Here is a 24,835-nt window from a genome sequence, read left to right on the forward strand (position 1 = left end):
CACGGGTGCGGTGTCTCGCCAATTGGCCCTCGTTGAAACCAATAAACAGCGCGCGCTTTTGGGGACGGCCACACCCACGGCGATCCACGTTTGGCAGTGTTCAAATTCCCTGCCTCTCGCTTCGATCGAACGGGAATTCGAACCCAGCATTGACTTAGTGACACGTGGAGTCGCCATAGCCAGCCTTTTCCATGGCAGTCTCCGCAGACAGAGTTGCTGGATTTATGTGATGTGCAGCCGGTCATTTTATTTGTTGCAGCCAAAGCAAGGATGTTCAGAGAACGCATTCCAGTATCCACGGGTGAGAGGTGGTTCGGCCTCACCGCGTTCCCATGTCACCTTTGTGTCCTCAGTAATGAGATCTGAACGCAGAATGCGCACACCCGGGTGTTGCGCCATCATCTCTGTGTAGAGTTTGGCCGTCTGAGCTTTATTGATCTTCATGCCGAGCTTGGAGGCCTTAGGGAAATTTGGGCAGAGCTCATAGGTTACCGCAGGAATGGAGCGTTGGAGGCGGCCGGTGTGGTTTTCCCACCAGCGACGCTTGTGGAAGATGAACAATTTAAAACCACCGTTTGACGCATCGTATACTGGAATAGACCCACCCCGTGGCTTGCTAGCGCCAACGTCCGCTACAGTCACCTCATCCAGGCGGATGCGATTGGCTTGGGTAATCGTACCTCCACGCCTAATCCGTTTATCCAAAGCGTAGTCAGCTTGGTCGCCGTACCAGACACACTGATGAGTAATTCCTTTCCCATAAATTGCAAAAATAGCCACGGAGTCACGTCGGGGATCTCCACGACGATCATCCTCCGCAAACGTACCAACGAACACAGATCCATGAATAAGCTCATCAATCCCATCGGCATCCAAATTGCTTTTAAACTTTGTCCAAGAGTAATTCTCGCGAGCGGTTGCAACGCCGGTACTCAATGCAAAGGACACACCCACTACGATCAGTGTTTTCATCAATTTTTTCATGTCCATCGTTCCTTCAAAATTAGTTCGAATACTTGTGCTCTAAAAACCGAAGAAGTCTTTTACTTTGTCCCAGAAACTACCGCCTCCGCTACCACCAGGCGCGTCATCTCGATCCTCACCTGAACCGTTGTTACCGCCTCTCGGCCCACGGCATCCTCCGCACCCACCATCGACTGCTCTGATTGTGCCGCTGTGACCAGCTTCGATTGCTTCTGAGTACGTGTTGTAGTCGCCTCTTCCATCTCCATCGACATCATAGGAGGTTTCCCCGTCGTCGTTATCGCTTGGGCTAACGCTGGGGTGAGATGGGGTAACAACGCCAATTCTGCCAGGGTATCTGCAGTTTGATTGCCGCCAATCCCATCTCTGATCATCGTCCACAGGAAACAAGCGCCAGCCTCCAATATTTCGCCATGTACCTCTCGTTACGCCTAGATCTTGCACGCCTTTGGACTGGTCTTCCCAAATTCGCCAGCTATGCGTGACAGTCCTTTGTTGCAGATAGTAGAAATTTGGATGCATGTAGGGCGTGCCCGTGCGCCAGCACTCATTTTGTTGTTCGATCCATGTATCCGTTGCGTCGTAATAGCATTGGTTGTCTACAAGGTTCCAAGGATCGTAGGTATCATAGTCGCGATCAAGCGATGTGAGTTGCTCATGTCGTGTCGACACGCGTGTAACGGTTCGGCGCTCACGGACATAGCCGGAATACCCACTGCCACAGGCCATGTTTTGATATTGTGTGAAACTTGATCCAACCGAACGATAACAAGCGTTTTGCCAGACTTCCCAAGAACCATATTCGGTGCGCAAGGCTGACATGGTAGAGGTATTCGCATGAGGTCCGGTGCGCCCTCTGTCCTCATAAACAATGAATATCTTGCGACGGATGTTGTAAACACCTTCATATCGACAAGTCGCTTGCGTACTGTAGTCCCAGTTACCTTCATCTTCGCGCAGTTGACGCGTGCAAGTATCAACTTCATTCACCTGGATGTTCTCGCGGATCCGCAATTCGCTAAGTTCCTCAAATGGAACCCGCTGCAAGATCTCATTCCAGGTCTCAGTCCGAACAATGTCGCCAGTCCACGGAACCTCTGGACGGTATGGGCGCGCATAGCGGTCATCACATGCGATAGTTTCGACAGACGTCTGAGGCCCCTGCTCCACTGACTCAATTACAGGCGGCGCGTTTTCGTCGCACATGGAATAGAAAAGCTCAGGCGTCATTGTTGGGTTAATGTTGCCGTCAGGATCAGACAGAACCCAGTTCGTGCCATCTGGCGCTGCAGGATCCGGCACTTCCACCAAATGCTGAACCCAAACACGAGGAACCATCTCGCCGCTGTAGCCGATCTGAGAGGCAAAGCACTGATCATGATAGAAGGTTTTCATAACGCGAGGTGGGTGGCAGTCTGCAATGGTCTCCCATTCGCCCTCTTGCCAGTCTTCCGTCCATCCGCCGAGTGGGCTTTTCCAGCGCGTTAGAAGACGGCGTTGGCGCTTGTGCTCTCCAATGTCACCGGCATCACACGCCGCATTTTGATACTCGTATCTTTGATGCTGTTTGAACGGGAAATTATCGAGCTTGAAATGATCGTAGAGACCGACAGTCCATTCAGGACCCCGATCAAAAAAGTCATCACGAATGCAAGCTGGAATATCAACGTTCTCGCTGCGTTGGCGCTCGATCTGATCGACAATAATCCAATCCAGAATTGGAAGGCTGAAGACATCAATGAATTTGTCAGTTGCGCGACGTGTCGTGTTGCGATTGGCTGCGCGGACCCAAGGTGCCATATGAATATCTTGGGCAGTGAGTGACGCTTTGAACTTCACGTCCGGACGATAGTATACCAATAGGAAATCATCGCAGTAGCGCGCGGAAATCCCCCATTGGCCCCAATGTTCCCAGGCGAATTCACCAATCAGGGAGCTGTCGCGAATGTCACCATCACTATTGAAGAAATCGACAAAGGCCTGACCGTCCGCGTCATAGTCCATGGATTTCATATGGTCTTTGAAATAGTTGAACGCCGCCCAAAGGCGCTGATTGTAACTAAGCGCCACTTCCATGCGGCTCTCGTTTAAGGGATCTTCACTGCCCGTGTAGGCCTTGTATTCGTCAAGGAAAGGTTGATGCAAACTTGCCTGCGCATGGACCGTTCCAACTGATGCCAGAAGCGCGAGAAGGCCCGCGGCGACTGGGGAAAAGAGCGATTTGAAGCGTTTACGGGAAGCAGCGATATGTTTGGGATCGCAATCGCGTTCGAGCCAAAGGCGAGAGGCAGCGAATGTGATCTCAATCGAACCCGAAAACGCTCTAAAGCAGATACGCATGAGCAACCCCCTGAATTTTGGGGCGTAGAATGCGCGCTGATGGTGTGACCTCAATCTCAACGTTGCTGCCCTGTTTTCTCAGCAAACGCAGCTCCAGTGAAGGTAAATTTGACAGACGTTCAATCGCCTCGTCAATTGTGAGGTTGGTAATGAACTTTACCCGGGCGCCTGACGCGACGCTGCCCTCTTGAAACTTCTCGGCGGTGCCCAGAAAGGCTTCTTTGACCCGGTTGGTGAATTCACCTTCGCTGTCAGCGGCCACCTCCTCGTAGGGAGCGAGTTCTACATCAAAACTTCGAGTGACAAATACGGAGCCATTCTCCAGAACGAAACTACCGGGCCAGTCTTCAAAGAGATAATTCGCGACGATGCCCGCGATGGTCAAATCATGTCCTGGTACCAGCCGGTACTGGCGATAGGCCAAACCACCTGTCGTGATAGGAACGCTATTGGCGATGTGATCGGTTGTGCCAACATAGGCGCAACCCGAACTCTGTTCTTGCCAGCCAAGGGGTACCGGGAAGCCAGCGCTGCGTGCATTGGCGCAGCCTTCAAGGAAAGCACGGTGATCTACTCGAAGACCCACCTGCTCTACCGCAACATTCTCTTCAGCCTTCGGCAGATACCATTGACTTGCAATCCAGTAGAAACCCAGCGCCAACACTGCGAAACCAGCCAACAACCGCATCTTTGGGGAGATGAGTGGGGCGCGTGTCTCAAGAACTGGGACGTCCGAAAAATCAATGGAGCGAGGATCAAGCTCTAGCAACTTGAAATCACCGACGAGCAATTGAGCGATGCTTTCAGAAAGGGCGACTTCGCCACAATCCGCGTCCCGCAGCACAGCTGATACGCCGTTCACAAGGTCTGCTTCGCTCTCGTAAAGGAACTCGCGGTCAGTCGTGGGAACACCGCGATCAAGCATTCCAGAAACGTAGAACTTCTCAGGGATGGCATCGCCCGAGACAGCAACTATGCCTTCCACTTCGACGGCCCAAAGGATCGTGCCAGTATCAAAGGTTTCAGAGGCGGACTTGCATATTTCGGCCACAACCAATGCCAGGGGTGGGAGGTTTTCCGCATGCGTAAATCTGCTGCCTGTCGAAATTTCGTCCAGGATCAGGTATGGGTCCGTGCGTCGAATGCTCTCGGGGCGGTTTTTTCCGAACTCCCACGAGAGGCCCGCGATGGCCTCATGGTCCCCAAACTTTATGATGCTCTCAGAAGACATGAGGTCACCCACGCTTTCCAATGAGCGTTGGTCGCACCATCAGCACCATGCGTACACGGCTGACCGTACCCTGATTTTTGCCGCCTAGTCCGAAGAAATTTGCTGCGCCAAATCCTGACTGAGACCGGCTGGCAATATCTTGCTCGTAACCCGAGAACACGAGGGTTTCGCCGGGCGATACCACGGAGTCATTTTGAATTGTCCGTGTGTCGAGAACAGGAAGTTGCACAGTGTTGGTGCCTGATCCGAACTCATCCAGCCTCACGAGGTTGTTTTGCTTGATCGTGAGGTTGAGTTGGATTTGATCCCGAGAAATCAGGCGAGGGATAGCGTGGATAGAGATCCCCGTATCAACCGTTGCTGTTTCCACAGATGTTGAGACAGTGGTATCTGTTGCGTCACTGGAGGATCCGGTGACGTAGTTTTGGCTACGTGTAAGTAGAATTGGGCTGACCACACCAGATTGGGCGATTGTGGATCGAATGCGATGATCTACGACAGCTTCGTTTTCAGCCAGCGCTTTGAAGTCCACCTGCGCGCCGCCGCCTGTCAGCGAAACAACCGCGTTTCCTGTGAGTGAGCCAGAGACTCCGCTGACGGTCGCACCATCGCGTGCAAAATTAAGACCTGCCCCAAAGTCATCCTCTTTGCGGATATCAACAAAGAACACGCCGATCTCTAAACCAATGCGGGTTGAGAAAATATTGTGGTAGTCATCGATGATGGATTTGGCCTGTCGCTGCATTGACGGCAGAGCAAAGACAGTGACCCGACCCGTATGTTTGCTAAACTTCGCGTAAGCTGGCGACGGCAGAACGGCATCCAGTGCGTCTTTCAACTCTTCCCAAGAGTCAAAGGTGCTTTCCTTCGTGAAGCTGACCGAACTGCCACCCGTGGTCGAGCTTAAACCGGGCACGCTTGTGCTGAAGCTCGACTTATTGTTTGGGATCGGCATGTCGTAGCGGGCAGTCACCATACGGTCGAATGTGATGGCAGTTCCGTCATACTCCCAGGCGACGTCCATGCGGCTTGCGACCTGGTCAAGAAACTTGGAAAGAGCGCCGGTGTAGTTGACCCGCATCTTCGCTGGTACGGGCACCTTAATGGTTCCGTTGTCGGGGGTTGCATAGACCGTACGCATCTTCACTTGGAGGCCAGTTGCTTCATTTAGCGCATTGGAAATATCCCCAATGCTGGCGCTGTTTCCCAAACTCAGTTCCAGACCACGGGCGCCCTCAAAGCTCTGAGGAAGTGGCTTCCCCTGCCTGCTCCCTTTTACCGGAATGACTTCCGCGCCGTAGTAAGGGTTAGGATCAAAGATCACCTCCCCTCGCTGTGCGGCGGCGAGCTCAGCTTGGCGCTGTTTTGCAAGAAGCGACTTGCGCGCAATGTCGCTGTCGGCTTCCCCAATAGCCAAACACCCCGAGAGGACGCTACCGGCGATCGCAGTTGCCACTCCGTAGCGCCCAATCAGAGGGAGGAAAGTTACGACGTTTGGTGCGCGATCAAAGAGACTTTTGAGAATTTGAACCGTGATCATGTTCCAGCTCCAATCTTAAGAACCTTGTTGGAGTGAATGCGCACGGAAGGAGGGAGGCCGTCGCGGGCAAAACCTTTGATCAGCTGCTGAACAACATCCTCAAACGTTCCAACTTCTGAAAATTTGACGCCCAGCTTCCAGTCAGCCGATCCGTCTACAATTACCGTGTAGCCATTCTTGGCTCCCCAGCGCTTGATCACATCAGAAAGGTATTCACCCTTCCGGGCTGTGAAGCGTGGCAGGGGTTTGGGTGCCGGCTCAAGCACAACTGGTTGAGTAGCAGTTGCTGGTTTTTCGGCGGTCTCCGGAGCCGTGACCGGCTTTCTCTTAAACCAGGGTGTGCGCTTGCTCTCGGCAGCAGCTTTGGCTGCGAGCTGTTCGGCGGTGCAAGGAAGCTCAAGAACTGTACCAATTTGTAGCGCCGTCGCGGATTTTACCTTTGATGAGTTCGCCGCCAAGATTTCTTTATAGCGAGACGAGCTGCCAAGTTTACGAGCGGCTAACTTGCCCAAAGTGTCCCCTGCCCTAACGGTGTATGTTGTGCACCCACCCGACCCAACAGGGAGAGTGGCCTTGTGTTTCGCGTCGGGTGAGTGCGTTGCCGACACGGGTTGATTTACGCCCAATGGGGATGCGTCGGCCTTGTCTATTGTCCGCGCTATGCGGCTTTCAAAGGATTCTTTCGGCACAGATGTGCGCAGGGCAATTGGCGATGACTTAGGAACGAGCTCTTCCCAGCCCGGGCATTGAATAAGCTCCATCGCCGAGGCCGGGGTCATGCTGGCGAGCGCGGCAAACATGGTGAATACCGATGCCAGCGCTCGCCCTTTAATACTCAAGCCGCCCCCCATGGAGAGGCGGCTTCGCTGAATACTCGGTTTTTGCACTACCCGTTCCCCAGCGTCGCAGGTGGAAACAAAGCCCCCCGCGAGAGATCCTCCAATACAAATCCGCGCAGCGGGAACGCTACGTGCGGACAAAAATAGGTCGTGAGTATGTGAGATAAGGTAGTGCATAAAATTACATCTGCATGATTATAGTATAAAAATCAATATATAATTAAAATGAATTTACCCTTTTCAATCAATGCCTTAAAATTCTCACAGCAAACGCTGGGAGCAAGCATGACATTTTTTGGAACTACTGTTAGCGAGAAGGAAGCAGTACAAATTTTGAAAGATGGTGGTTCTGTGTGTGTTACGGCTGAAGAGCAATCATATGGAGGGCCAGGAGGCGTTAAAGGCCTTTGGACCATCAAAGCTACTGCAGTGGATGGAAAAGAATATACCGTTCGCGTTGCTCAAAAAAGCGAAGTTAAACGATACAAAACTCCAACGGGACTATTCAGCTTTTTTGAAGCTGCAGGTTTTGAAGAAGCAACGCTACCGATGAAAGCGGGGAGCTCAGTGGTTCTCAAGCTTGCGGAAAAGTAAGAGGTCTAAACTGTGGCTCTTTCAGCGCGCCAATACAAAAAATTTGGGGTTTCCCACGACATTTCTACTTTTTTGCTCCACCAGGTTTTCGGTTCTGCATCTTCGTCTTCAAAGAACAGACCAATTGTATCGCCATTATCATCCTGAATTAGGAATCTTCGCGTGCACGAACCACTCAATGAATCCTTCATTAAATCTGACCTTCCAAATAATACTCGCACGTCGCTTCGTAGAAACGTTACGCGTCTTGAGGTTCTCTCAGCCAAAGCTCCAAGCAAATCACGAAAAAAAGGAAATTTATGAAATTTCCTGAGATAATTATATGAAACTAAACAATCTTTTTTTTCTAGATCCTCCAAGCGAACACACCGACCTAAAGCAACTGATTGCCTTCATTGTTGAGTACGGAGTCGGAAGGCCAGCGTCATCGCCCCATAAAGCAGTCAGCTCTTGGACTGCCGACCTCTTAGCGGATGCAATCCTAGAAACCGATTCTTCAGGCAAAGGCGTAGATATTCGGACAATAAACTATTGGATTGAGCAAAATCAGAAAGGAATAAATCCTAAGAATATTCGCCTATTGGCGAAAGTCGTCTCCTGTGGAGATGAAGCCGCGTTCCATAGCTGGAGGTCCGCGCTCTCAAAAGCCAACCAAAGGTTGAGGAACAAACAGAATAAACAAGAAGCAATAGTTCATCCTCCAAGTCCAGATAATCAAATTGCGGCACGCAAGATAGGATTGATATGGGCGGATCGAACCGAAAGGATGTTCGACGTTCCAAGTGTATTGCACTTACCGATCTATGTTTGGGCTGGATGCTTAGGAATTGGCATATCAGCGTATCTCCTAGGTCTACATGACGTTCGCTACACCTTGGATTCCGGTGTCGAAAAACAAGTAGGCTACTTTTGGTCGCCCAATTGGACAGTACAACAATTGATTTTGATACCTTTCATATTGGTCACCGTTTCGGCCATTCTTGGGCGATGGAAGAATGATTTGCGCCCTTATCTTGGCGCCCTGCCGAACAGAAGCGGGCCGACCGATTGGTACAGTTTTGTTCGATCATTTAATCCGGCATTCTGGATGGTTGTGTTCCTGCCTCTCGGAATGGTTTTTGGAATGCAATGGTTCGGTATCTACCTTCCTGGTCTGCTTTACGGAGATGCGGGCAACGTAGCGATAGATTGGATGTTGGCCGCTCCCTACAGGACTGACAGGTCCATAATGCCCGCTGTTGTGGTATCGTTTTTCGCTATGATCTACAGTTCGGCAACGTTTTGGATGTTTCTCGCGAGCCTTCTACTGCAATACATTGTCGCAACCGATCTCATGCGGTTTCGCTCCTTGCGCCGAAACCTGAACAACGAAAAAGCCGAACTTGTGATCTTGTCCTTGCGGGCAATCTCTTTCGACGCCTTCAAATGCGCTATTCTGGGGATTTTGATGGCAAGCTGTATTAAGTTAAACGGGGCATACATGATCTCAAACTCTCCACATATTTTCACGTGGATTTTCGAGGACATGATGGCTACGTTCGGCATTCACGGAAGTACGGCTTCGAAAATCCCGTTAAACCCACTTCAGTACTTTACAAGCACCATTCTAGTTTGCCTGAGCTGCTTCGTCTTTTTCGTGGTGTTGAAGAGCACTTCACGAGCATCTATCAGGTTGCTGGGAAATTACTCGGTTCAAGATCCATCTACGAGAAACATTACAAAAGATCATGCAATCCCGGTCAAACAAATGATGAGTGTCATCCTACTGCTCGTCACCAATTTTCTTCTTTTGGGCCAAGTCGCAGGTTTTTCGATCGTTTTGGTCTTATCGTTGATCGTAGCGTTGTATTTTTTATTACTGGCGAAGCCATACTCCGAAGACGCCATTCAGAAAGTTCTCAGTTTTGGAAGTTGAAGCTCCGTTAAACAAACTAGTAATTGACGGAGTTCCCAGCGGAAAGGCCTCTTGGGTTCATACTTCGGACGGTATTCGGTTGCGCGCTGGTATTTGGTCCAATCAGGCGTCACACAAGGGGACAGTATTTATTTTTCCGGGCCGTTCAGAATATTTGGAAAGGTTCGGCAGAACCACTTCCGCATTGCTAGGCTCGGGTTTTGCAGTTGTTTCGCTTGATTGGCGGGGTCACGGTCTGTCTGACCGTATTGCGAAAAACCCCAGAGCTTGTCACGTGACACGCTTTACCTACTACCAAAAAGATGTTGCCGCTATCATAGAGTTAGCGAAAGCCAAGGACATGCCTCAGCCATGGTTCTTATTCGGTAACTCCATGGGAGGTTGCATCGGTCTTCGCGCTCTCTACAATGATCTTCCGGTTGCCGCAGCTGCCTTTACTGCGCCGTTGTGGGACATCAAGATGTCAAAGCCGCTTCGAGCGATCGCAACCCCAATCTCTGTCGTCGCCCACGCACTAGGTCGTTCGCAAAGCTATGTGCCAGGTTACAACAGCGAGAGCTATGTTTTGAAAACACCATTCTCAGGCAACAAAGTTACACACGACCAAGAAGCATATGACTTTTTAACTACTCTGGCAAAACAAATGCCGGAATTCGAAATTGGTGGTCCGACAATGGGTTGGCTTCAAGAGTGTTTAAAGGAATGCAAATTTCTCTCTACAAATCCGTCGCCAGATATTCCGTGCCTGGCCTTTTGTGGCGATCAAGACGAAGTTGTGGAAATTGGCGCGATAAATTCGAGGATGCAGAATTGGCGGCGTGGTAAATTTGAGCTCGTACAAGGTGCAAAACACGAGCTCGTTATGGAAAGTTCCGCGATACGCGACAACGTACTTGGGAAGACTGAAGCCTTTTTCAAAAACGCTCTATGAAAAGTGTGAATAGTCCAAAGATCATCCGGTCAGCCACCCACGTCCAAGGATTCTTGCATGCCAACTCTTTTGAGTGCCAATAGGTCTGACGAACAAGCAAAGACTATGGCAATTCTGACTGCCGGCCTGGCAAGCCTGCTTGTTGCGCTCACGGTTGTTGTAACAAGGGGTATTGTTGATCGGATAGACCCCCTCTTGCTTGGGTTTTTGAGATACGCGCCAGCCGGTGTTTTTTTTGTTCCAGCATTAATTTTGCGGACAAAGGACATAGCAGCTCGTGACTGGTGGCCAATGATTGGACTCGGCGTCATGTTCTATGGTCTTTACCCTTGGCTTTTCAGCGCCGCGTTAAACTTCACGACTGCGCTCCACGCTGCCTTGATAATCACTTTGATGCCAATGATCACTTTAGTTATCGGTGTGTTGACGAGAACTGAGCAGTTACAGCCTGCAAAGGTACTCGGTATCAGTTTGGCTATCGGTGGCGTAATTACTGCATTTTCTGAGAGTTTTTTTAAAGAGCAGAATCTACCAGATCGTGCGCTCACTGGAGATCTCATTATGTTGTTCGCGGTTTTCTTAAGTGCTCTCTTCAATGTGGGAAGTCAGAGGTTTGTGAAGCGGTATTCAGCTCTCACGGTAACGGCTGTATGCATGACTTCCGGGAGCGTCGTCTTGTTGATCTCTGTGGCTTCAACGGGACTACTGCCGGCAATAAATGAACTGACCGCTCCCGATTGGAAAATTCTAGCTTTCTTGTGTTTGGGTGGCGCGCTGCTCGGCAACTTACTTTGGGTATTTGCACTTGGATTAACTGCACCCAGTCGCGTTGCAGTCTTCGCAATGTTCCCACCCGTCGGTGTCGCCGCGCTTGGGATGCTTCTGTTAGGAGAAATTCCTTCTACAATCGCGTTGTGTGGTCTAGCGTTGGTCTTAGCGGGTATTTACACCACTCAACTCGGTCGAAACTAGCCATTAATATTCTGGGCGATGCACATTACACCCATGGAATACGAAGTAGAGACTGGGAGAGCGACGCGTCAGTTGTACTGACTGTCCCTCTGCGCTGTAGACGTAAGCATAGATTGTTTCATGACTGATGCGCACGGGCTGGCCATCATACCCAAAACGACCGGTGTGAGCGATACTTGAACTGCGACTCCTATTGCCTTTGAGGGTAGGGGGATTGACCCATCTCTTCCATCATCTTTTCGCGGAACACTTCAGCAGGCGTCTTCCATCCAAGGCATTTTCTGGGTGTCGCGTTGAGGCGGTCACAGATCATTTTCAATTCATGATCTGAGACTGCCGTGATGTCGCGCTTCCTTGGCAGCCATCTTCGGGCGCGCCGGTTGGTGTTTTCGACGGTGCCTTTCTGCCAGGGTGAGGACGGATCGCAAAACCAAGTCTGCGTCCCAATCTCAGCCTGCAAGTGCGGCCAGCTGACGAACTCGGTGCCGCGGTCGAAGGTGATGGAACGACGCGCGATATGGGGCAGGTCGCGCACAGCCTTCATGATCTTGCCCATGACGGGCTTGGTGCGTTTGTTGGGGTTCTTCAAAAGCACGGTGAACCGGCTCACACGCTCAACCAGTGATGTGACGTTCGATTCTCCAAAGCGTTGTTTGAACAGGACTAGATCAGCTTCCCAATGTCCAAACTGGCGCCGGTGTGCGACATCATCAGGACGGAACAAGATGCTGACATCACGATCGAACTTGGGCTTCTGGCGCTTTCTGGCTCGACGTGGGCGACGGGACTTTCGGTGCTCAGGCAGGTACCACCAGAGTTCTTGCGCCATGCCTTCCTTGGAATAGATGTATCGGTAGATCGTCTCTTGGCAGACGCGCAATTTGGCACCTTCATAGATCATACGGTTTCCGATCTGTTCGGGCGTCCATCCCAGTTTGATCTTCGCCACAACTGTCTTGCACAGCTCAGGATGCCGGATCAGTTTGCGCTGCACAGATCGGCGCTTGTCCGTTTGGAGTTGAGCCGCATGGCCGAAGTAGCCAGCATACTTCTTGGGGAAAGCATCATCGGCCCAGAAATTACGTTTAATTTCGCGAAAGATCGTCGATTTGTGACGTTTCAAGGCACGCGCCATCTCTCTGACAGGCACCTTTGCGTGCCACCAGCTTTCAATCTTACGGCGTTCTTGAAGTGATAGTTGCGTATAAACGGCTCCCATGCGATGTTCTCCTATTAGATAACTCATTGTTTTCTAATAGGAGTCGCACTTCAGGGTAGCGCGCTCCAACACTAAGTATAACGACGCATAATGAAGTTTATGTTAATTGGGTGGCCGACCAGTTTTGACATAGCTTATTCAAATTGCTTCCAAAGCGATCGAGCAGCCGTTGGCGGTTACTCGATCGACAATGCCCAGATCGCTGTGTGCCGCCAGAACAAGGCAGGCAAAAGCATTGTTCAACTAGACCATGTCGAATCGGACTGCAAAAGCTCTAGCCGCGTCAAACCCGCTTATCATCACGACGTCCTCGTCGTAATTCCGCGCAATAACGTGTGCGGGGTGAAGACATATCTTGCTCTTTTTCGTTGCTCCAATAATTGACAGTGCCCTAGGCACCTGAGCTCAGTCTGTCCGGCGCGCCCAATATTCCCACGCCCGGTCATAGCCTTCGCCGGGTTTGCCATCGGCAAGGCGGGACTGGATAAGATCAATCTCTCCGTCGGTCAGGAACTTGACCGGCCCCAGGCTTTGCGCGGTGATCTGAAGTTGGGCGTTCACCTCCAGATAGACGGCGGAATACACCGCCTCGCGGATCGAGGACCCGATCACCGTTGATCCATGCCCGCGCATCAGTGCGCAGCGGCCTTCTGCGACCACACCTGCAAAATCGTGTCCCATTTCCTGCGACGAGATCAGCAGATTGGTGTCGCCGAAACTGTCCTGTGCGTCCCAGACCGGAATATCTTTTCCCAATACGCCGCAGCTGTGCACGATCGGACGCATCGATCCGGGCGTGACGCTGAAGGGGATGACGCTGCGCGAATGGCTGTGCACCACCGATTGCACGTCCGGCCGGGCCGCATAAAGCGATCCGTGGATGAACCGTTCCAGAAAGGGTTTGCGATCATCGCCACCGACCGGCGCCCCATCGTGCGTAAAGACCATCATGTCGTCATGTTCGACAAGCTCGGGCGCGCGGGCGCGAGCCATTACGAAATGACTAGGGTTGTCCGGGTGGCGCGCGCTGACATGCCCGAACGCATCGCAGACCCCTTCTGAGGCCAAGATATGGCTGGCGACGACAAGATCGTCGATGATGTCTGAAATCTGGGTCATGAAATTTGCGTCCTGTTCTGTTCCGGCACTGCGCGCCCACATCGTATGGCGCAGGGACATCGTGTCAATAAGTTGCGTTAATTTTCCTATATATCGAGAAATTTATTGATCAAGCGTGCGCACCTACCTCGTGGCACCGGGACATGTGGCCGACGTGATGACCGCTGACCAACGCGGCAAGGGTATCGGCATCGACGTCCAGCGCATTGCCGCGCCAGGCGATGTGCAAATCGGGGCGCAGCAGGAAATAATCCCGGCCATAAATCGCGCGCAGGCGGTCGTCCGGGAAGATCTTGACCTCCAACGGCAAACCACAGGCGAGAAAGGCTTTTTCAATTGGATCGGTTGCATTCCCCGCGCCAAAACAGACAAGGGTGAACCCGCCCCCGATCACGTCGTGAATGGAGACACCTTTGGAAATCCACACATGCGGGAACCGCACGCCGGTCCAAGCGGTGGGAACATAGGTCCGAAACAACGGCTCGGGCCCGCCGGGTTCATCCCAGATCACCGGGCTGTCGACATAGCGGTATCCCAGTTCGGCCCCGATCATTTCATTGGTCTTGCGCTGTTCGACATCCGCGACATCCGCCAGGTTCCGGCGCTTGGCCGCACCCTCGGGCGTGTCGTCGTTGAACCCCGGCTGCCATTGCCCCCGCCATTTCCGCCGCCCGGTCGATGCGTATCTTGAGGCGCCTATATTGCGGTCACCGATCTGGCGACGCTCAACTTCATAGGATCGCAACAGATTTGGCCCGGCCCAGCCCTGTAGGGTGGCGGCCAGTTTCCATGCCAGATCGATCGCGTCTCCAACCCCGGTGTTCATGCCCAGCCCACCCGTCGGAATGACCAGATGCGCGGAATCCCCGGCAAGGAAAATGCGCCCTTCGCCATAGCGGTCGGCCAACAACAGGTTCTGCTTCCATTCGCCGACATACAGCATTTCGTAATCGACGTGAGCGCCGACGACCTGTTCGAACTGACGCGCCATCGCCGCGTCGTCCTCGACCACCGCGTGCAGGGTCCAGTGTCTGGTCGAATCCTGCATGATCAGGAACGAGGCCTGATTGTCAGCCACATGGTAGTGCCGCCCCTGCCCCGGCCCATTTCCGAGCGGCAGCCGGTCAAACAGATCGTCACACCGATAAAGCGCTTGGCGCAGTTTCAACAAATTGCCTTCGCCGCGCAGCGAAATATCCAGCGATTTACGCACCGGGCTGGCCCCGCCATCGCAGCCGACTAGATAGTTTGCATTCACCGTTACCGGGGTTCCGTCCGCTCGGCACAGATGCGCCGTGACACCGTTGTGATCCTGATGCTGGCCTTCGAATTCGACGCCATACATGACCGTGACCGAAGGCAACGCCTCAGCGATGTCCTTCAACAACGGTTCCAGCGTGTATTGCGACACAAGCTGATATGCCTCGGCGGGTTGCGAACTGTCCTCGGTGGCCGCAATTTCTGCCTGCGCCGTGCTGACAGACGGGTATTCCAGATGCAGCAATGGCGCCTCTGTCATCTTGGTGACGACGAAAACATCCATCGGCACATCGGCATCCAGCCCGGCGGCGCGTATCTTGTCGGCAATGCCCATACGGCGGAAAATTTCCATCGTCCGTGCGTTGCAACGCTCCATCTTGGGCAGGAATTCCGGCGCGTCTTTCTTTTCCACAAGCGTACAGCGCACGCCCTTTTGGCCAAGGGCAATGGCAAGAACCAGACCCACTGGTCCGGCGCCGACAATCAGAACGTCCGTTTGCATTGATCTCTCCGTCAGGTGGCAATACGCAGGGCGACCCTACTGTCACGGGCGCAATAATCAATTAATTTTATCATTATGTAGGAATTTTAAATGATGCCGCGATCCATATTGCCCCGGCCCCGGCTTTGTTCCATTTTCACCCCAGCACTGGCAGGAGGCACACAATGCAGCGCCACGAGCGGCTTATTCAGATCCTTGATCTGTTTTCTCAGGAAAAGCCCAATTGGGAGCTGGAGGAGATTCATACAGCCCTTGGGCATAGCAAATCGACGCTGTATCGCTATCTGAAAACCCTGACCGACGCGGGGTTGCTGACGACCTTTCCCGGGCGCGGGTACAGTTTGGGATCGCGGTTTGTCGAATTTGATTATCTGATTCGGGTCACCGATCCGCTGATTCGCCTTGCCGGGCCGGTTCTGACCCAACTTGCCGAGACGAATGCCTGCGTTGGTCTGCTGTGTCGGCGCTATTCGGACAAGGTTCTATGCGTCTTTCAACACACGGCCACGACCAAGATTCACAGCAGTTACGAACGGGGCAAAGCGCGCCCGATCTTTCGGGGGGCCGCGTCACAGGTCATCCTTGCGCATCTGTCCGCCTATCAGCTTAACCGCCTATACACACCGAACGCGGCAGCGTTCAGCGAAGCGCGTCTGGGCGATGATCTGGCCGGTGTGCGGCAATCGCTTAGCGCCATTCGCGCCGTCGGGTGGCACGCGACCGAAGGTCAGGTAACTCCCGGTGTCGTCGGCATTGCCGCCCCGCTATTTGACGAACGCGGCGACATCACCGGCAGTTACAGCCTGACCCTTCCGGCCGGAAACGTGACCTCCGAAGACATTCGCACGCTTGGCGTAACCGTTGCGGGGGCGGCGCAGGAAATTTCCCAAACCCTTAAGAAAGCTCCCGCATCCTAAGCCGGATCGCCCGTATGCCAGTTCAACTGTGTGCCGATCTTGTCCGACAGTATTTTCAACAGGATCGTGACCAGCTCTTTATGCGCCCCATGCCGCCCGTTGCACCGGTTCACAAGGCACAGCGTACGGGTGATCCGCGGGCTCACGATGGGCCTGATGGCAAATCGACCATTGGCGATGTCATCGGAAAAAAGCCCGAAGGGCACGATGGAAAAGGCGCGCAGGCTTTCCATCAACTCGCGCTTCAGGTTGACCGCTTCAACCTCCAGGACGACATTCAGCGCGATGCCTTCGGCTTCGGCCATCGACTCCAGCAGAACCCGGGTGATCTGGTTCTTGGAATCCAGAATAAGCGGCAGTCGCGCAAGATCGCAAAACGACAGGGCCGGTTCCTTGCCCCGCATCTTGTCCGGGGGGCCGATCAGGACAAGCTCTTCGTGAAACAGCGGCAGCGTTTCAAGCAGCGCGTCGCGCGGCGGATCATAGCAGAACGCGTAATCCAGCGCGCCGTCGCGCACCCGGGACAACAGGTCGAAAGACAGCCCTTCGTGGACGATCAGTTTGGCCCGGTCCCGGCGCCCCCATTCGGTCAGAAAGGACGGCAGCAACGCCTTGCCCGGCGTCGGCGGCATCCCCAGCCGGATGTCGGATTTTTGGGTGTTGGCGAAACGCTGGACTGACTCTTTCGCCATATCCAGACGGGCCAGGATATCGTCAACCTGCGGGCTGAATTCCTTACCCGCCTCGGTCAGTTCCATGCCGCGGCTTTTGCGGTGAAAAAGCGCGGTGCCAAGCTCGGTTTCCAGCGCGCGCACCTGCACCCCAAGTGCTGGCTGGGAAACCCCCATCTCTGTGCTGGCCACGGTTTGGCTGCCGGTGCGCACGACGCTTTGAAAATACCTTAGCTGACGCAGATTCATCACTATCCTCCCGCAGTGGTATAATTATTTCTTATATTGCTAAAGGTAAACGGTCTTTGTCCCCCTTCGCGTCGGTGGCTAGCATTTGGCGGAATTTCAGATGGAGAGACCCTTTGCGATATATCGACGCCTTCAACCATTTTTTCCCAAAACCGCTTTGGGATGCCATGCAAAAATCAGAGGGCACGGCAAAGGATATCGGGTCCCGCATGCGCGGTGTTCCGGCCATCTATGACCTTGATGAACGCTTCCGGGTGATGGATCAGTTCAGCCACCATGACTACTCGCAGGTGATTTCGCTGGGCATGCCGCCGCTTGAGGCGCTTGGCACCCCAACCGAGACCGAGGAACTGGCCCGCATCGGGAACGACGGTCAGGCCGACCTGGTCGCCAAACACCCCGACCGCTTTGTCGGGTTTCTGGCGTCCTTGCCCATGAATTCACCCAACGCGGCGGATGAGGCCGAACGCGCGTTCAAGGATCTTGGGGCCAATGGCCTGCAAATCCACACCAACATCAACGGCAGACCACTGGATGACGATGAATTCTTTGCCGTCTTTGAAATGGCGGAAAAATATGACCGCCCGGTGTTTCTGCATCCGTCGCGCGGAGCGTCGATGCCTGACTATGCCTCGGAAGATAAATCGAAATATGAAATTTGGTGGACCTTTGGCTGGCCATATGAAACCAGCGCGGCGATGGCGCGGTTGGTGTTTTCGGGGATGATGGACAGGTTGCCCAATCTCAAGGTTCTAGCCCACCACATGGGCGCGATGGTGCCCTTTTTCGAAGGGCGCGTCGGGCCAGGCTGGGATCAGCTTGGCAAACGCACAACCGACGAAGATTACGGCCCGGTTCTGACCCGACTCAAGAAACGCCCGTTCGATTATTTCAAGGATTTCTATGCCGATACCGCCGCCTTCGGGTCCCGTCCGGCGACGGTCTGCGGGATCGATTTTTTCGGGGCGGACCGCGTGCTTTTCGCCTCGGATTCGCCGTTCGATCCGGAACGGGGCCCCGGCTATATCCGCGATACGATCAAGGTTCTGGAATCGATCGATATGCCGTCCGAGGATTACGACAAAATCTGCTTCAGGAACGCCCAAACGCTATTTGGGTTGCCGCAGGACGCGTAAAGCAAGACAACGAAACAGGGAGGAAAACATGTTTTTTAAAACCAGACTTGCCGCAGCGGTGCTGTTGGCCGCAAGCACGGTGGCCGACGCTCAGGTCCTGAGCATCGGGTCGACAAAAGGCGGCGCGGTGGCACAGCTTAGCAACGCCGTTTCCAGCGCCGTATCGACCAAATCCGAATACCAGATGCGCCCCCAGGCAATGGCCGGGACGCAGCAATATATCAGTGGTGCCGATCTGGGCCGGATCGAATTCGGTATTTCCAATGCCATGCAATATTACATGGCCACATCCGGCACCGGGATGTCTGAGGGCACAGCGCATGAAAACCTGCGCATTGTCGCCACTTTGACGCCGTTCGTTCAGGGCGTCATCGTTGCCGCGAATTCCGACATCCACAGCATGGCCGACCTGAAAGGCAAACGGGTGCCCGCGCAATACACCGCCTCACCCCTGTTCCGCACGTTCTGGGACGGGTTTCTGGCTGGCGCCGGGCTAAGCATGAACGATGTGGTGCCTGTTCCCGTTGCCAGCCTGCCCAAAAGCTGGGCCGCCTTCAAACAGGGCGATCTTGACGCGGTTATCGCGGCGGCGGGATCGGCGGCGGTTCGTGAAATGGACGCAACCGTTTCCGGCGGCATTCGGTTCATTTCGCTGGACGAAAACGACGTGCTTCTGGGCTGGTTACCGAAAACCGAAATCCGTTCTGTCGACCCGGCGACCGGGTTCAACGGGATTTTGGCCCCGACCAATCTGCACGCCTATGACACGGTGCTTTTCGCGAATAAGGATGTCCCCGAGAATGTCGTCTATGCGGTCGCCAAAGCACTTGTCGACAGCGAGGCCGAGCTGAAGGCATCGGGCCCGCTTTGGAAAGGTTATCAGACCGCGCGGATCGCAACGGACCATGGGCTGAACTATCATCCCGGCGCCATGAAACTTTATAAAGAACTGGATCTGGCCAAATAGATCCTTTTCACCCTCTGCGATCGCCGGTTGTCGTGATCGGCGGTCAGACCCTTTTTGTTGAACACCCTTCCCGTCAGGATCACCAGAGTGAACCCTTCCCGAGGTCCGATCGCCCATATCAGGGGCTTTCTTGCCATCAGCATCACCGCATTGGCGCTGGCGGCGTCGGGAAACCTGTTTCAAGAACTGGGCTGGCTGGTGCTGCCCGAACAGGTGATGCTGACGATCCTGGGGCTGGCGCTGGCGCTTGGGTGTCTTTTTATCCCCCACAGCGGAATACGGTTGGCCAGCGACGCCGTTTTTGCCGGGATCAGCATCACCGCGACCTTCTGGGCCTCCTGGCGCTATCCCGAAATTTCATCCAATTTCTTCGCGCATGAGCAAGAGATCACTCTGTTGGGCCTTTGTATCACTCCACTGTTATTAGAGGTTCTTCGGCGCAAAACCGGGACAAGTCTTGTTCTGGTTGTCGTGGTTTTCATTCTGTACGCGCTGCTGGCCGATAAAATCCCCGGGGTTTTGCAGGGGCGCGCGATGCCCTTGCGCGAATTGTTCGGCTATCTGGCCATCGACAGCACCGCAATGCTTGGCACCCCGTTGACGATCGTCGTGAATATTGTCGTGGTCTATATCCTTTTTGGCGGCTTCCTGCTGGCCACCGGAGGATCGCAATGGTTCACCGATCTTTCCGCCGCCTTGGTCGGACGTACGGTTGGCGGATCGGCAAAAATCTCGATCGTTTCTTCCGCCCTGTTCGGGTCGATTTCCGGCAGCGCCGTCGCCAACGTCGCCTCGACCGGCGTCATCACCATTCCGTTGATGAAACAAAGCGGGTTCAGCGCCCGCATGGCCGCATCGTTCGAGGCGGTCGCCTCGACCGGGGGTCAAATGATGCCGCCGGTCATGGGGGCCGCCGCGTTCTTGATGGCCGAGTTTCTGGAGCTGCCCTATACCACCGTCGTCGTTGCCGCGATTGTGCCGTCCTTCCTGTTTTTCTGGGCGGTCCTTGTGCAGGCAGATCTTGAGGCACGCAAACAGAATATCCCGCCGGTTCCGTCAGATCAGATTCCCCGGCTGTCCCACATCATGCGACAGGGCTGGTATTTCCCGATCCCCTTTGCGGTTCTGATCGGCGCGCTATTCTGGCTGAACCGCTCCCCGGCCGAGGCGGCGATCTGGGCTGCGGTTATCGTGGTGATCCTGAACCTGATGTTCGGGTACAAGGGGCAGCGCATAGATATTCGCACGATCTGGCAGTCCTTCATCAGCACGGGCCACGCCTCGGTTGAAATTCTGGTCATCGGCGCGGTTGCGGGCCTTGTCATCGGGATATTACAGGTAACCGGCCTTGGCTTTGGTCTGACATTCCTTCTGGTCAGCATCGGAAAAGACAGCCTGATCCTGCTGCTGGTGCTGACGGCCCTGATCTGGATCGTGCTTGGGATGGGAATGCCGACCACCGGGATCTATCTGCTGGTCGCCACACTGGCCGCACCACCGCTGATCGAACTGGGGGTCGAACCAACAGCATGACGGCCCCTAGTACATGCAATTGCCAAGGATCTTTCTGAATATGGAATATCGAAAGGGAATTTTTTGCTTGCCACCGTTTTTGCCTCTGTCACACCAGTTTCTAATATTATCTTCACCAATGATACGAACGGATTATTTTTATCACCCGCAAAGTATTTGAGGCATCAAGACACACTTGATGGAAAACACTAACTTATTGAAGCGTCTATCAAAACCCGCTAATTATTGTCTATCGCCGTGCATTATCACTGACTTCTTCTGTAGGCAAGAGATTGTCTTGCTATGCAGCAACCCTCTGCACTCTCCAAGCCCTTCGCCCGGTGTTGTCACGTTAACTGACCTAAGGTTGCGGGGTGATTGAGCTGGGCGAAGGCGGTGTCGATGCAGACAGAGGAAATCAGCTACAAGCGCCACCGGTTTCCGCCCCAGATCATCGCCCATGTTGTCTGGCTCTACGTCCGGTTCAACTTGAGCCTGCGTGAGGTCGAGGAGGTGATGCTGGAACGTGGCGTAGACGTTTCGCATGAAACGATCCGGCGCTGGATGGTCAAGTTCGGACCGCTCATCGCCCACAACCTGCGGCGACGGCAGCCGCGTCCCGGCGATGTCTGGCATCTGGATGAAGTCGTTGTGAAGATCGCGGGCCGGTCATTCTGGCTCTGGCGTGCGGTCGACCAACATGGCGTCGTTCATGAGGAAATCCTGCAGCCTAGGCGGGACAAGCGCGCGGCAAAGCGGCTTCTGGTCAAGCTGATGAAACGTTGGGGTTTTGTTCCCCAAAGGATCATCACGGACAAACTACGCTCATATGGGGCCGCAAAGCGCGAGGTCGCGCCTGGCCTTGACCATTGGTCCCACAAGGGGCTGAATAATCGCGCCGAGAACAGCCATCTACCTTTTCGAAAACGAGAGCGCGCAATGCAGGGCTTTCGATCGCCGGGTGGATTGCAGCGCTTCGTCTCCATGCAGTCCGCAACCCGCAATTGTTTCTCCGTCCCAGCCAGCCGCCGCGCCGCCCTCACCATCCGGTACCATCGGCTCGAAGCTTTCGAGGCGTGGAATTCTGCGGCAAACGCCGCCTGATCAATGATCGGCATGCCAACTTGCAAGCTCAGCGAGTTAACGTGACAACACCGCTCAAACGGTTGCGCGATCATTTCGATGACCCGCTCTTTACCCGTGTCGGCAGAGCGATGGAACCGACGGCGGCGGCGCGGCGCCTGTACATGCCGTTCAAAACCAGCGTCGACTCGCTGCGCGAAACGATGTCGAGCCACGGTGCCTTCGACCCGCAAAGTTCCGAGCGAGTCTTCACCATCGCGATGTCCGATATTTCGGAAACATATGTACTGCCTAAACTGCTGGCCGGCCTCATGCCGATTTCTCCCGGTGTCCGCGTCCGTTCAGTTCAACTCGAGGCTGAAGAAATCCTAGTCAAATTGCGCACCGGACAGGTCGATTTGGCTTTCGGATATCTGCCTGATCTGATCGGGTCTGAATTTGAGCAGCTATTTCTTCTTGAGGACCGCTTCCTCTGCATTCTTCGCAGGGAGCACCCTTTCTCAGGCAGCACTCTGACTTTTGAAGCCATGAAGGAGTTGGACTTCATAGAAGTGTCTGCCCATGCAACAGGCTATAAAATGGTCCGCGAGTTGCTTGCTCAAAGCGAAGTGAAGCAAAAAATTCGTGCCCGCATAGAACATTTTTCTGTCATCCCCGAAATCGTTCGTTCCACTAATCTGGCGGCGATCTTTCCGGCGTCTGTGGCCTCGAGACTGGTGGAGGGGAGTGGACAGAACATGGGGGTCGTCGTTGGTAGGCTGGCCTGTGCTAAGGTAAGCTCTTTGCGAGGGGGGGCTGCCATGGACGTCCGGATCACAATCGAAACGACCTTCGACAACGGAGAGAAGCGCACTCATCAGCTTGAAGGCATTTCTCGACCATACCGGGTGACTTGTCCCGACGGGATCGGGCTGCGCCTCGAGGATGGGAAGAGGATCGTCGAACAGATCCAGAGGGTAATCCTTTACGACCAGGTCGATGAGATCATTCGAGAAAGCCGCGTATGCCCGGGTTGCGCCTCGGTTCGCGCCATTCATGACTATCGCACGCGCGATCTCGACACACTCTTTGGGCGGGTTCGGGTCAAAGCCGCGCGCTTGCGCCGCTGTTCTTGTGATGCCAGGTCAGCGGCGATGCCCGGCGGACCTATTTCTCCGCTGGCCTATTTCTTTCCAGACCGGGCTACCCCGGAGCTGCAGCGGCTACATGCGGAGCTTGGGTCCCGGCATTCCTTTCGCGAAGCCGCGCGGCTGATGAAAAGCTTTCTCCCCTGCCATCCGCCCCATCACACGACGGTGCGTGACCGGTTGGGAAGAGTAGCCACTGGGCTCGAGAAAGGTCGAAGGGCATCAGGCGATCCCGTTGAAGCCCCGCCCAAAGGTGGTTTGACGGTTTTTCTGGACGGTGCGCATATCCGCTGTCGACCGGAGTATCAGCAGCGACACCTGGATCTTGTGGTCGGCAAGGTTGAAAGTCGCAATATGTGCCGACGATTTGGCTTGGTCGCCAATGCGACGGCATCGCCGGGCAGCCGAATGCGAGAAGAGCTGTCAGACTTTGGATGGAAGCCGGGCCGTTTGTTGACGGTAATCTCTGATGGCGAGCTTGCTCTCCCGAACCTCATTCGAAGTGCCATGGGTGGAGACGGTCAGGTGAAACATATCCTCGACTGGTGGCACATCTCGATGCGCATTCAACATGTCGAGGCCGCCGTTCAGGGTCTGGTCCAGACCCCGGGGTTCACTGGAATTCCGATACTGTTCCAGCGCCCCGCTAAAAGCCTCCGCTGGTGGCTTTGGCATGGCAGAGCACGGGTCGCGGAAACTTATCTGAAAGGGCTCATGCACGATTGCACCCGCCTTGCGGAAGAACCTCTGGCTGTCCGCACCGCTGCCGCTCGTGTGCAGGCCCGATGCGAGACACTCTACACCTATCTCGCGAACAACATGGAATCCCTTGTGGACTATGGCCGACGGTACCGTAACGGGCTGCCCATCTCGTCATCTCGTGCCGAAGGATCAGTCGATGACATCGCCAATGCCCGCATGGGAAAACGCAGAAGGATGCGGTGGTCGCCCAAAGGGGCTCACCAAGTAGCCGTCACAAGGGCCGCAGTTCTCGATGGTCGGCTGACCGTCGCAAACAGAAAACGCGCCGCATGACCACCATGTTCTGTCCACTCCCGCCGTTGATTTCGTTGGATTTCCCATCTCACAATTAAGGGCTACGCGACAACGGGGAAGAGGGTGTCAGGCTGTCTCTCGCCGGTGGTCAGACGAAAACGGCACTGGCGGTTCTCGATGCGGAGGGCACCCCGGTGTTACGCTTGCCGAGGAAGGGGGATCAGCTCGCCATCCCGCGGTTCGGTGCCCCCTCCACTGTCATCCTCAAACCCGAGAGCCCGCGCCGTCCCGGCAGCACGGTGAATGAGGCCTACTGCCTGCGCCTGGCGGCTGCCATCGGACTACCGGCGGCAGAGTGCGGGAGGATCACCACGCCGCGCCGCGCGGCGATCTGCGTGTTGTGTTCTGACCGTTGCCTCACGCGCTCTGGGGGCATTCAGCGCATCCACCAGGAGGACTTCGCTCAGGCGAACAGCCTGCCACCTGGCCAAAAGTACGAGCATGGAACTCGACCCGGCCTGTCGCTGCGCCAGATCCTCGAGACCGGCCGACGACTGGGCCCTCGCAGTGCCCTTGCTCTCCTGGATCAGGTAATATTCAACATTGGCGAAGAACCTTCAGACCACCACGATGATGCTGACCTGACGCGGGCAGCCTTGCCCGCCGGCACCGTTCAAAGGGACCGCGACAGCGCCTCGGCATAGATGCGCAGGATGGGCAGCATGTGCTCG

At 54.5% G+C, this 24,835-nt stretch carries 20 protein-coding genes and 2 pseudogenes; 12 read left to right on the forward strand and 10 right to left on the reverse strand.

All coding sequences use genetic code 11. The annotated features are described in order from the left end of the window. Positions 1–246: 246 nt before the first annotated feature. From WG622_RS17345 to WG622_RS17365, 5 genes are all read right to left on the reverse strand, one after another. Complete coding sequence (locus tag WG622_RS17345) at positions 247–984, reverse strand: hypothetical protein (protein ID WP_339404667.1); 738 nt, start codon at positions 982–984, stop codon at positions 247–249. Between the two features lie 39 nt (positions 985–1,023). Further along, the gene (locus tag WG622_RS17350) at positions 1,024–3,330 is read right to left on the reverse strand and encodes a hypothetical protein (RefSeq protein ID WP_339404668.1); all 2,307 of its coding nucleotides are present in this window, start codon (positions 3,328–3,330) and stop codon (positions 1,024–1,026) included. Continuing rightward, a complete protein-coding gene (locus WG622_RS17355; RefSeq protein WP_339404669.1) occupies positions 3,308–4,555 on the reverse strand; it encodes a hypothetical protein in 1,248 nt (415 codons plus the stop codon). The genes WG622_RS17350 and WG622_RS17355 overlap by 23 nt, the downstream gene beginning before the upstream one ends. 4 nt (positions 4,556–4,559) lie before the next feature. Beyond that, a complete protein-coding gene (locus WG622_RS17360; RefSeq protein ID WP_339404670.1) occupies positions 4,560–6,011 on the reverse strand; it encodes a secretin GspD/PilQ domain-containing protein in 1,452 nt (483 codons plus the stop codon). A gap of 80 nt (positions 6,012–6,091) precedes the next feature. Continuing rightward, positions 6,092–6,934: a TcpQ domain-containing protein gene (locus WG622_RS17365; RefSeq protein WP_339404671.1), complete on the reverse strand. Its 843-nt coding sequence runs from the start codon at positions 6,932–6,934 to the stop codon at positions 6,092–6,094. 285 nt (positions 6,935–7,219) lie between these two features. Between WG622_RS17365 and WG622_RS17370 the strand changes: the two genes are divergently transcribed. From WG622_RS17370 to WG622_RS17385, 4 genes are all read left to right on the forward strand, one after another. Further along, a complete protein-coding gene (locus WG622_RS17370) occupies positions 7,220–7,528 on the forward strand; it encodes a hypothetical protein (protein WP_339404672.1) in 309 nt (102 codons plus the stop codon). A gap of 322 nt (positions 7,529–7,850) precedes the next feature. After that, positions 7,851–9,443, forward strand: coding sequence for a hypothetical protein (locus WG622_RS17375; protein WP_339404673.1), 1,593 nt, complete (start codon positions 7,851–7,853; stop codon positions 9,441–9,443). 79 nt (positions 9,444–9,522) lie between these two features. After that, complete coding sequence (locus tag WG622_RS17380; RefSeq protein ID WP_339404682.1) at positions 9,523–10,374, forward strand: alpha/beta hydrolase; 852 nt, start codon at positions 9,523–9,525, stop codon at positions 10,372–10,374. Positions 10,375–10,431: 57 nt separating this feature from the next. Next, positions 10,432–11,346 (forward strand): DMT family transporter, encoded by a 915-nt coding sequence (locus tag WG622_RS17385; RefSeq protein ID WP_339404674.1) that lies wholly within the window; start codon positions 10,432–10,434, stop codon positions 11,344–11,346. A gap of 51 nt (positions 11,347–11,397) precedes the next feature. Here WG622_RS17385 and WG622_RS19295 read toward each other — a convergent pair. The 4 genes and pseudogenes from WG622_RS19295 to WG622_RS17400 form a co-directional block, all read right to left on the reverse strand. Next, a pseudogene (locus WG622_RS19295) lies at positions 11,398–11,508 on the reverse strand (IS30 family transposase); the annotation flags it as partial. Positions 11,509–11,536: 28 nt separating this feature from the next. Then, positions 11,537–12,565, reverse strand: a complete 1,029-nt coding sequence (locus WG622_RS17390; RefSeq protein ID WP_339404675.1) for an IS30 family transposase — start codon at positions 12,563–12,565, stop codon at positions 11,537–11,539. Positions 12,566–12,970: 405 nt separating this feature from the next. Next, on the reverse strand, positions 12,971–13,684 hold the full coding sequence (locus WG622_RS17395) for a class II aldolase/adducin family protein (protein ID WP_339404676.1): 714 nt from the start codon (positions 13,682–13,684) through the stop codon (positions 12,971–12,973). Between the two features lie 109 nt (positions 13,685–13,793). Then, the gene (locus WG622_RS17400; protein WP_076626063.1) at positions 13,794–15,446 is read right to left on the reverse strand and encodes an FAD-dependent monooxygenase; all 1,653 of its coding nucleotides are present in this window, start codon (positions 15,444–15,446) and stop codon (positions 13,794–13,796) included. Positions 15,447–15,610: 164 nt separating this feature from the next. On the opposite strand from WG622_RS17400, the gene WG622_RS17405 reads away from it, so the two are divergent. Then, on the forward strand, positions 15,611–16,363 hold the full coding sequence (locus tag WG622_RS17405; RefSeq protein ID WP_076626062.1) for an IclR family transcriptional regulator: 753 nt from the start codon (positions 15,611–15,613) through the stop codon (positions 16,361–16,363). Here the strand turns inward: WG622_RS17405 and WG622_RS17410 are convergent. Beyond that, a complete protein-coding gene (locus WG622_RS17410) occupies positions 16,360–17,283 on the reverse strand; it encodes a LysR family transcriptional regulator (RefSeq protein WP_339404677.1) in 924 nt (307 codons plus the stop codon). The two genes, WG622_RS17405 and WG622_RS17410, sit on opposite strands and share 4 nt — an antisense overlap. A gap of 113 nt (positions 17,284–17,396) precedes the next feature. Here WG622_RS17410 and WG622_RS17415 point away from each other — a divergent pair, with 113 nt between their 5' ends. The 7 genes and pseudogenes from WG622_RS17415 (at position 17,397) to WG622_RS17445 (ending at position 24,808) form a co-directional block, all read left to right on the forward strand. Next, complete coding sequence (locus tag WG622_RS17415; protein ID WP_339404678.1) at positions 17,397–18,419, forward strand: amidohydrolase family protein; 1,023 nt, start codon at positions 17,397–17,399, stop codon at positions 18,417–18,419. A 28-nt stretch (positions 18,420–18,447) separates the two neighbouring features. Then, the gene (locus WG622_RS17420) at positions 18,448–19,386 is read left to right on the forward strand and encodes a TAXI family TRAP transporter solute-binding subunit (RefSeq protein ID WP_339404679.1); all 939 of its coding nucleotides are present in this window, start codon (positions 18,448–18,450) and stop codon (positions 19,384–19,386) included. Positions 19,387–19,473: 87 nt separating this feature from the next. After that, the gene (locus tag WG622_RS17425) at positions 19,474–20,919 is read left to right on the forward strand and encodes a TRAP transporter permease (RefSeq protein WP_339404680.1); all 1,446 of its coding nucleotides are present in this window, start codon (positions 19,474–19,476) and stop codon (positions 20,917–20,919) included. 381 nt (positions 20,920–21,300) lie between these two features. Further along, entirely contained in the window at positions 21,301–22,002 is a 702-nt protein-coding gene (locus tag WG622_RS17430; RefSeq protein WP_339404681.1) for an IS6 family transposase, read from the forward strand. A 182-nt stretch (positions 22,003–22,184) separates the two neighbouring features. Beyond that, positions 22,185–22,691 (forward strand): annotated as a pseudogene (locus WG622_RS17435) (LysR substrate-binding domain-containing protein); the annotation flags it as partial. Positions 22,692–22,781: 90 nt separating this feature from the next. Then, entirely contained in the window at positions 22,782–24,143 is a 1,362-nt protein-coding gene (locus WG622_RS17440) for an ISKra4 family transposase (protein WP_339404683.1), read from the forward strand. A gap of 92 nt (positions 24,144–24,235) precedes the next feature. Then, positions 24,236–24,808: a HipA domain-containing protein gene (locus WG622_RS17445; protein ID WP_339404684.1), complete on the forward strand. Its 573-nt coding sequence runs from the start codon at positions 24,236–24,238 to the stop codon at positions 24,806–24,808. Positions 24,809–24,835 lie beyond the last annotated feature (27 nt).

Source organism: Cognatishimia coralii, from assembly GCF_037478305.1.
In the GTDB taxonomy this organism is placed as follows: Bacteria; Pseudomonadota; Alphaproteobacteria; order Rhodobacterales; family Rhodobacteraceae; genus Cognatishimia; species Cognatishimia coralii.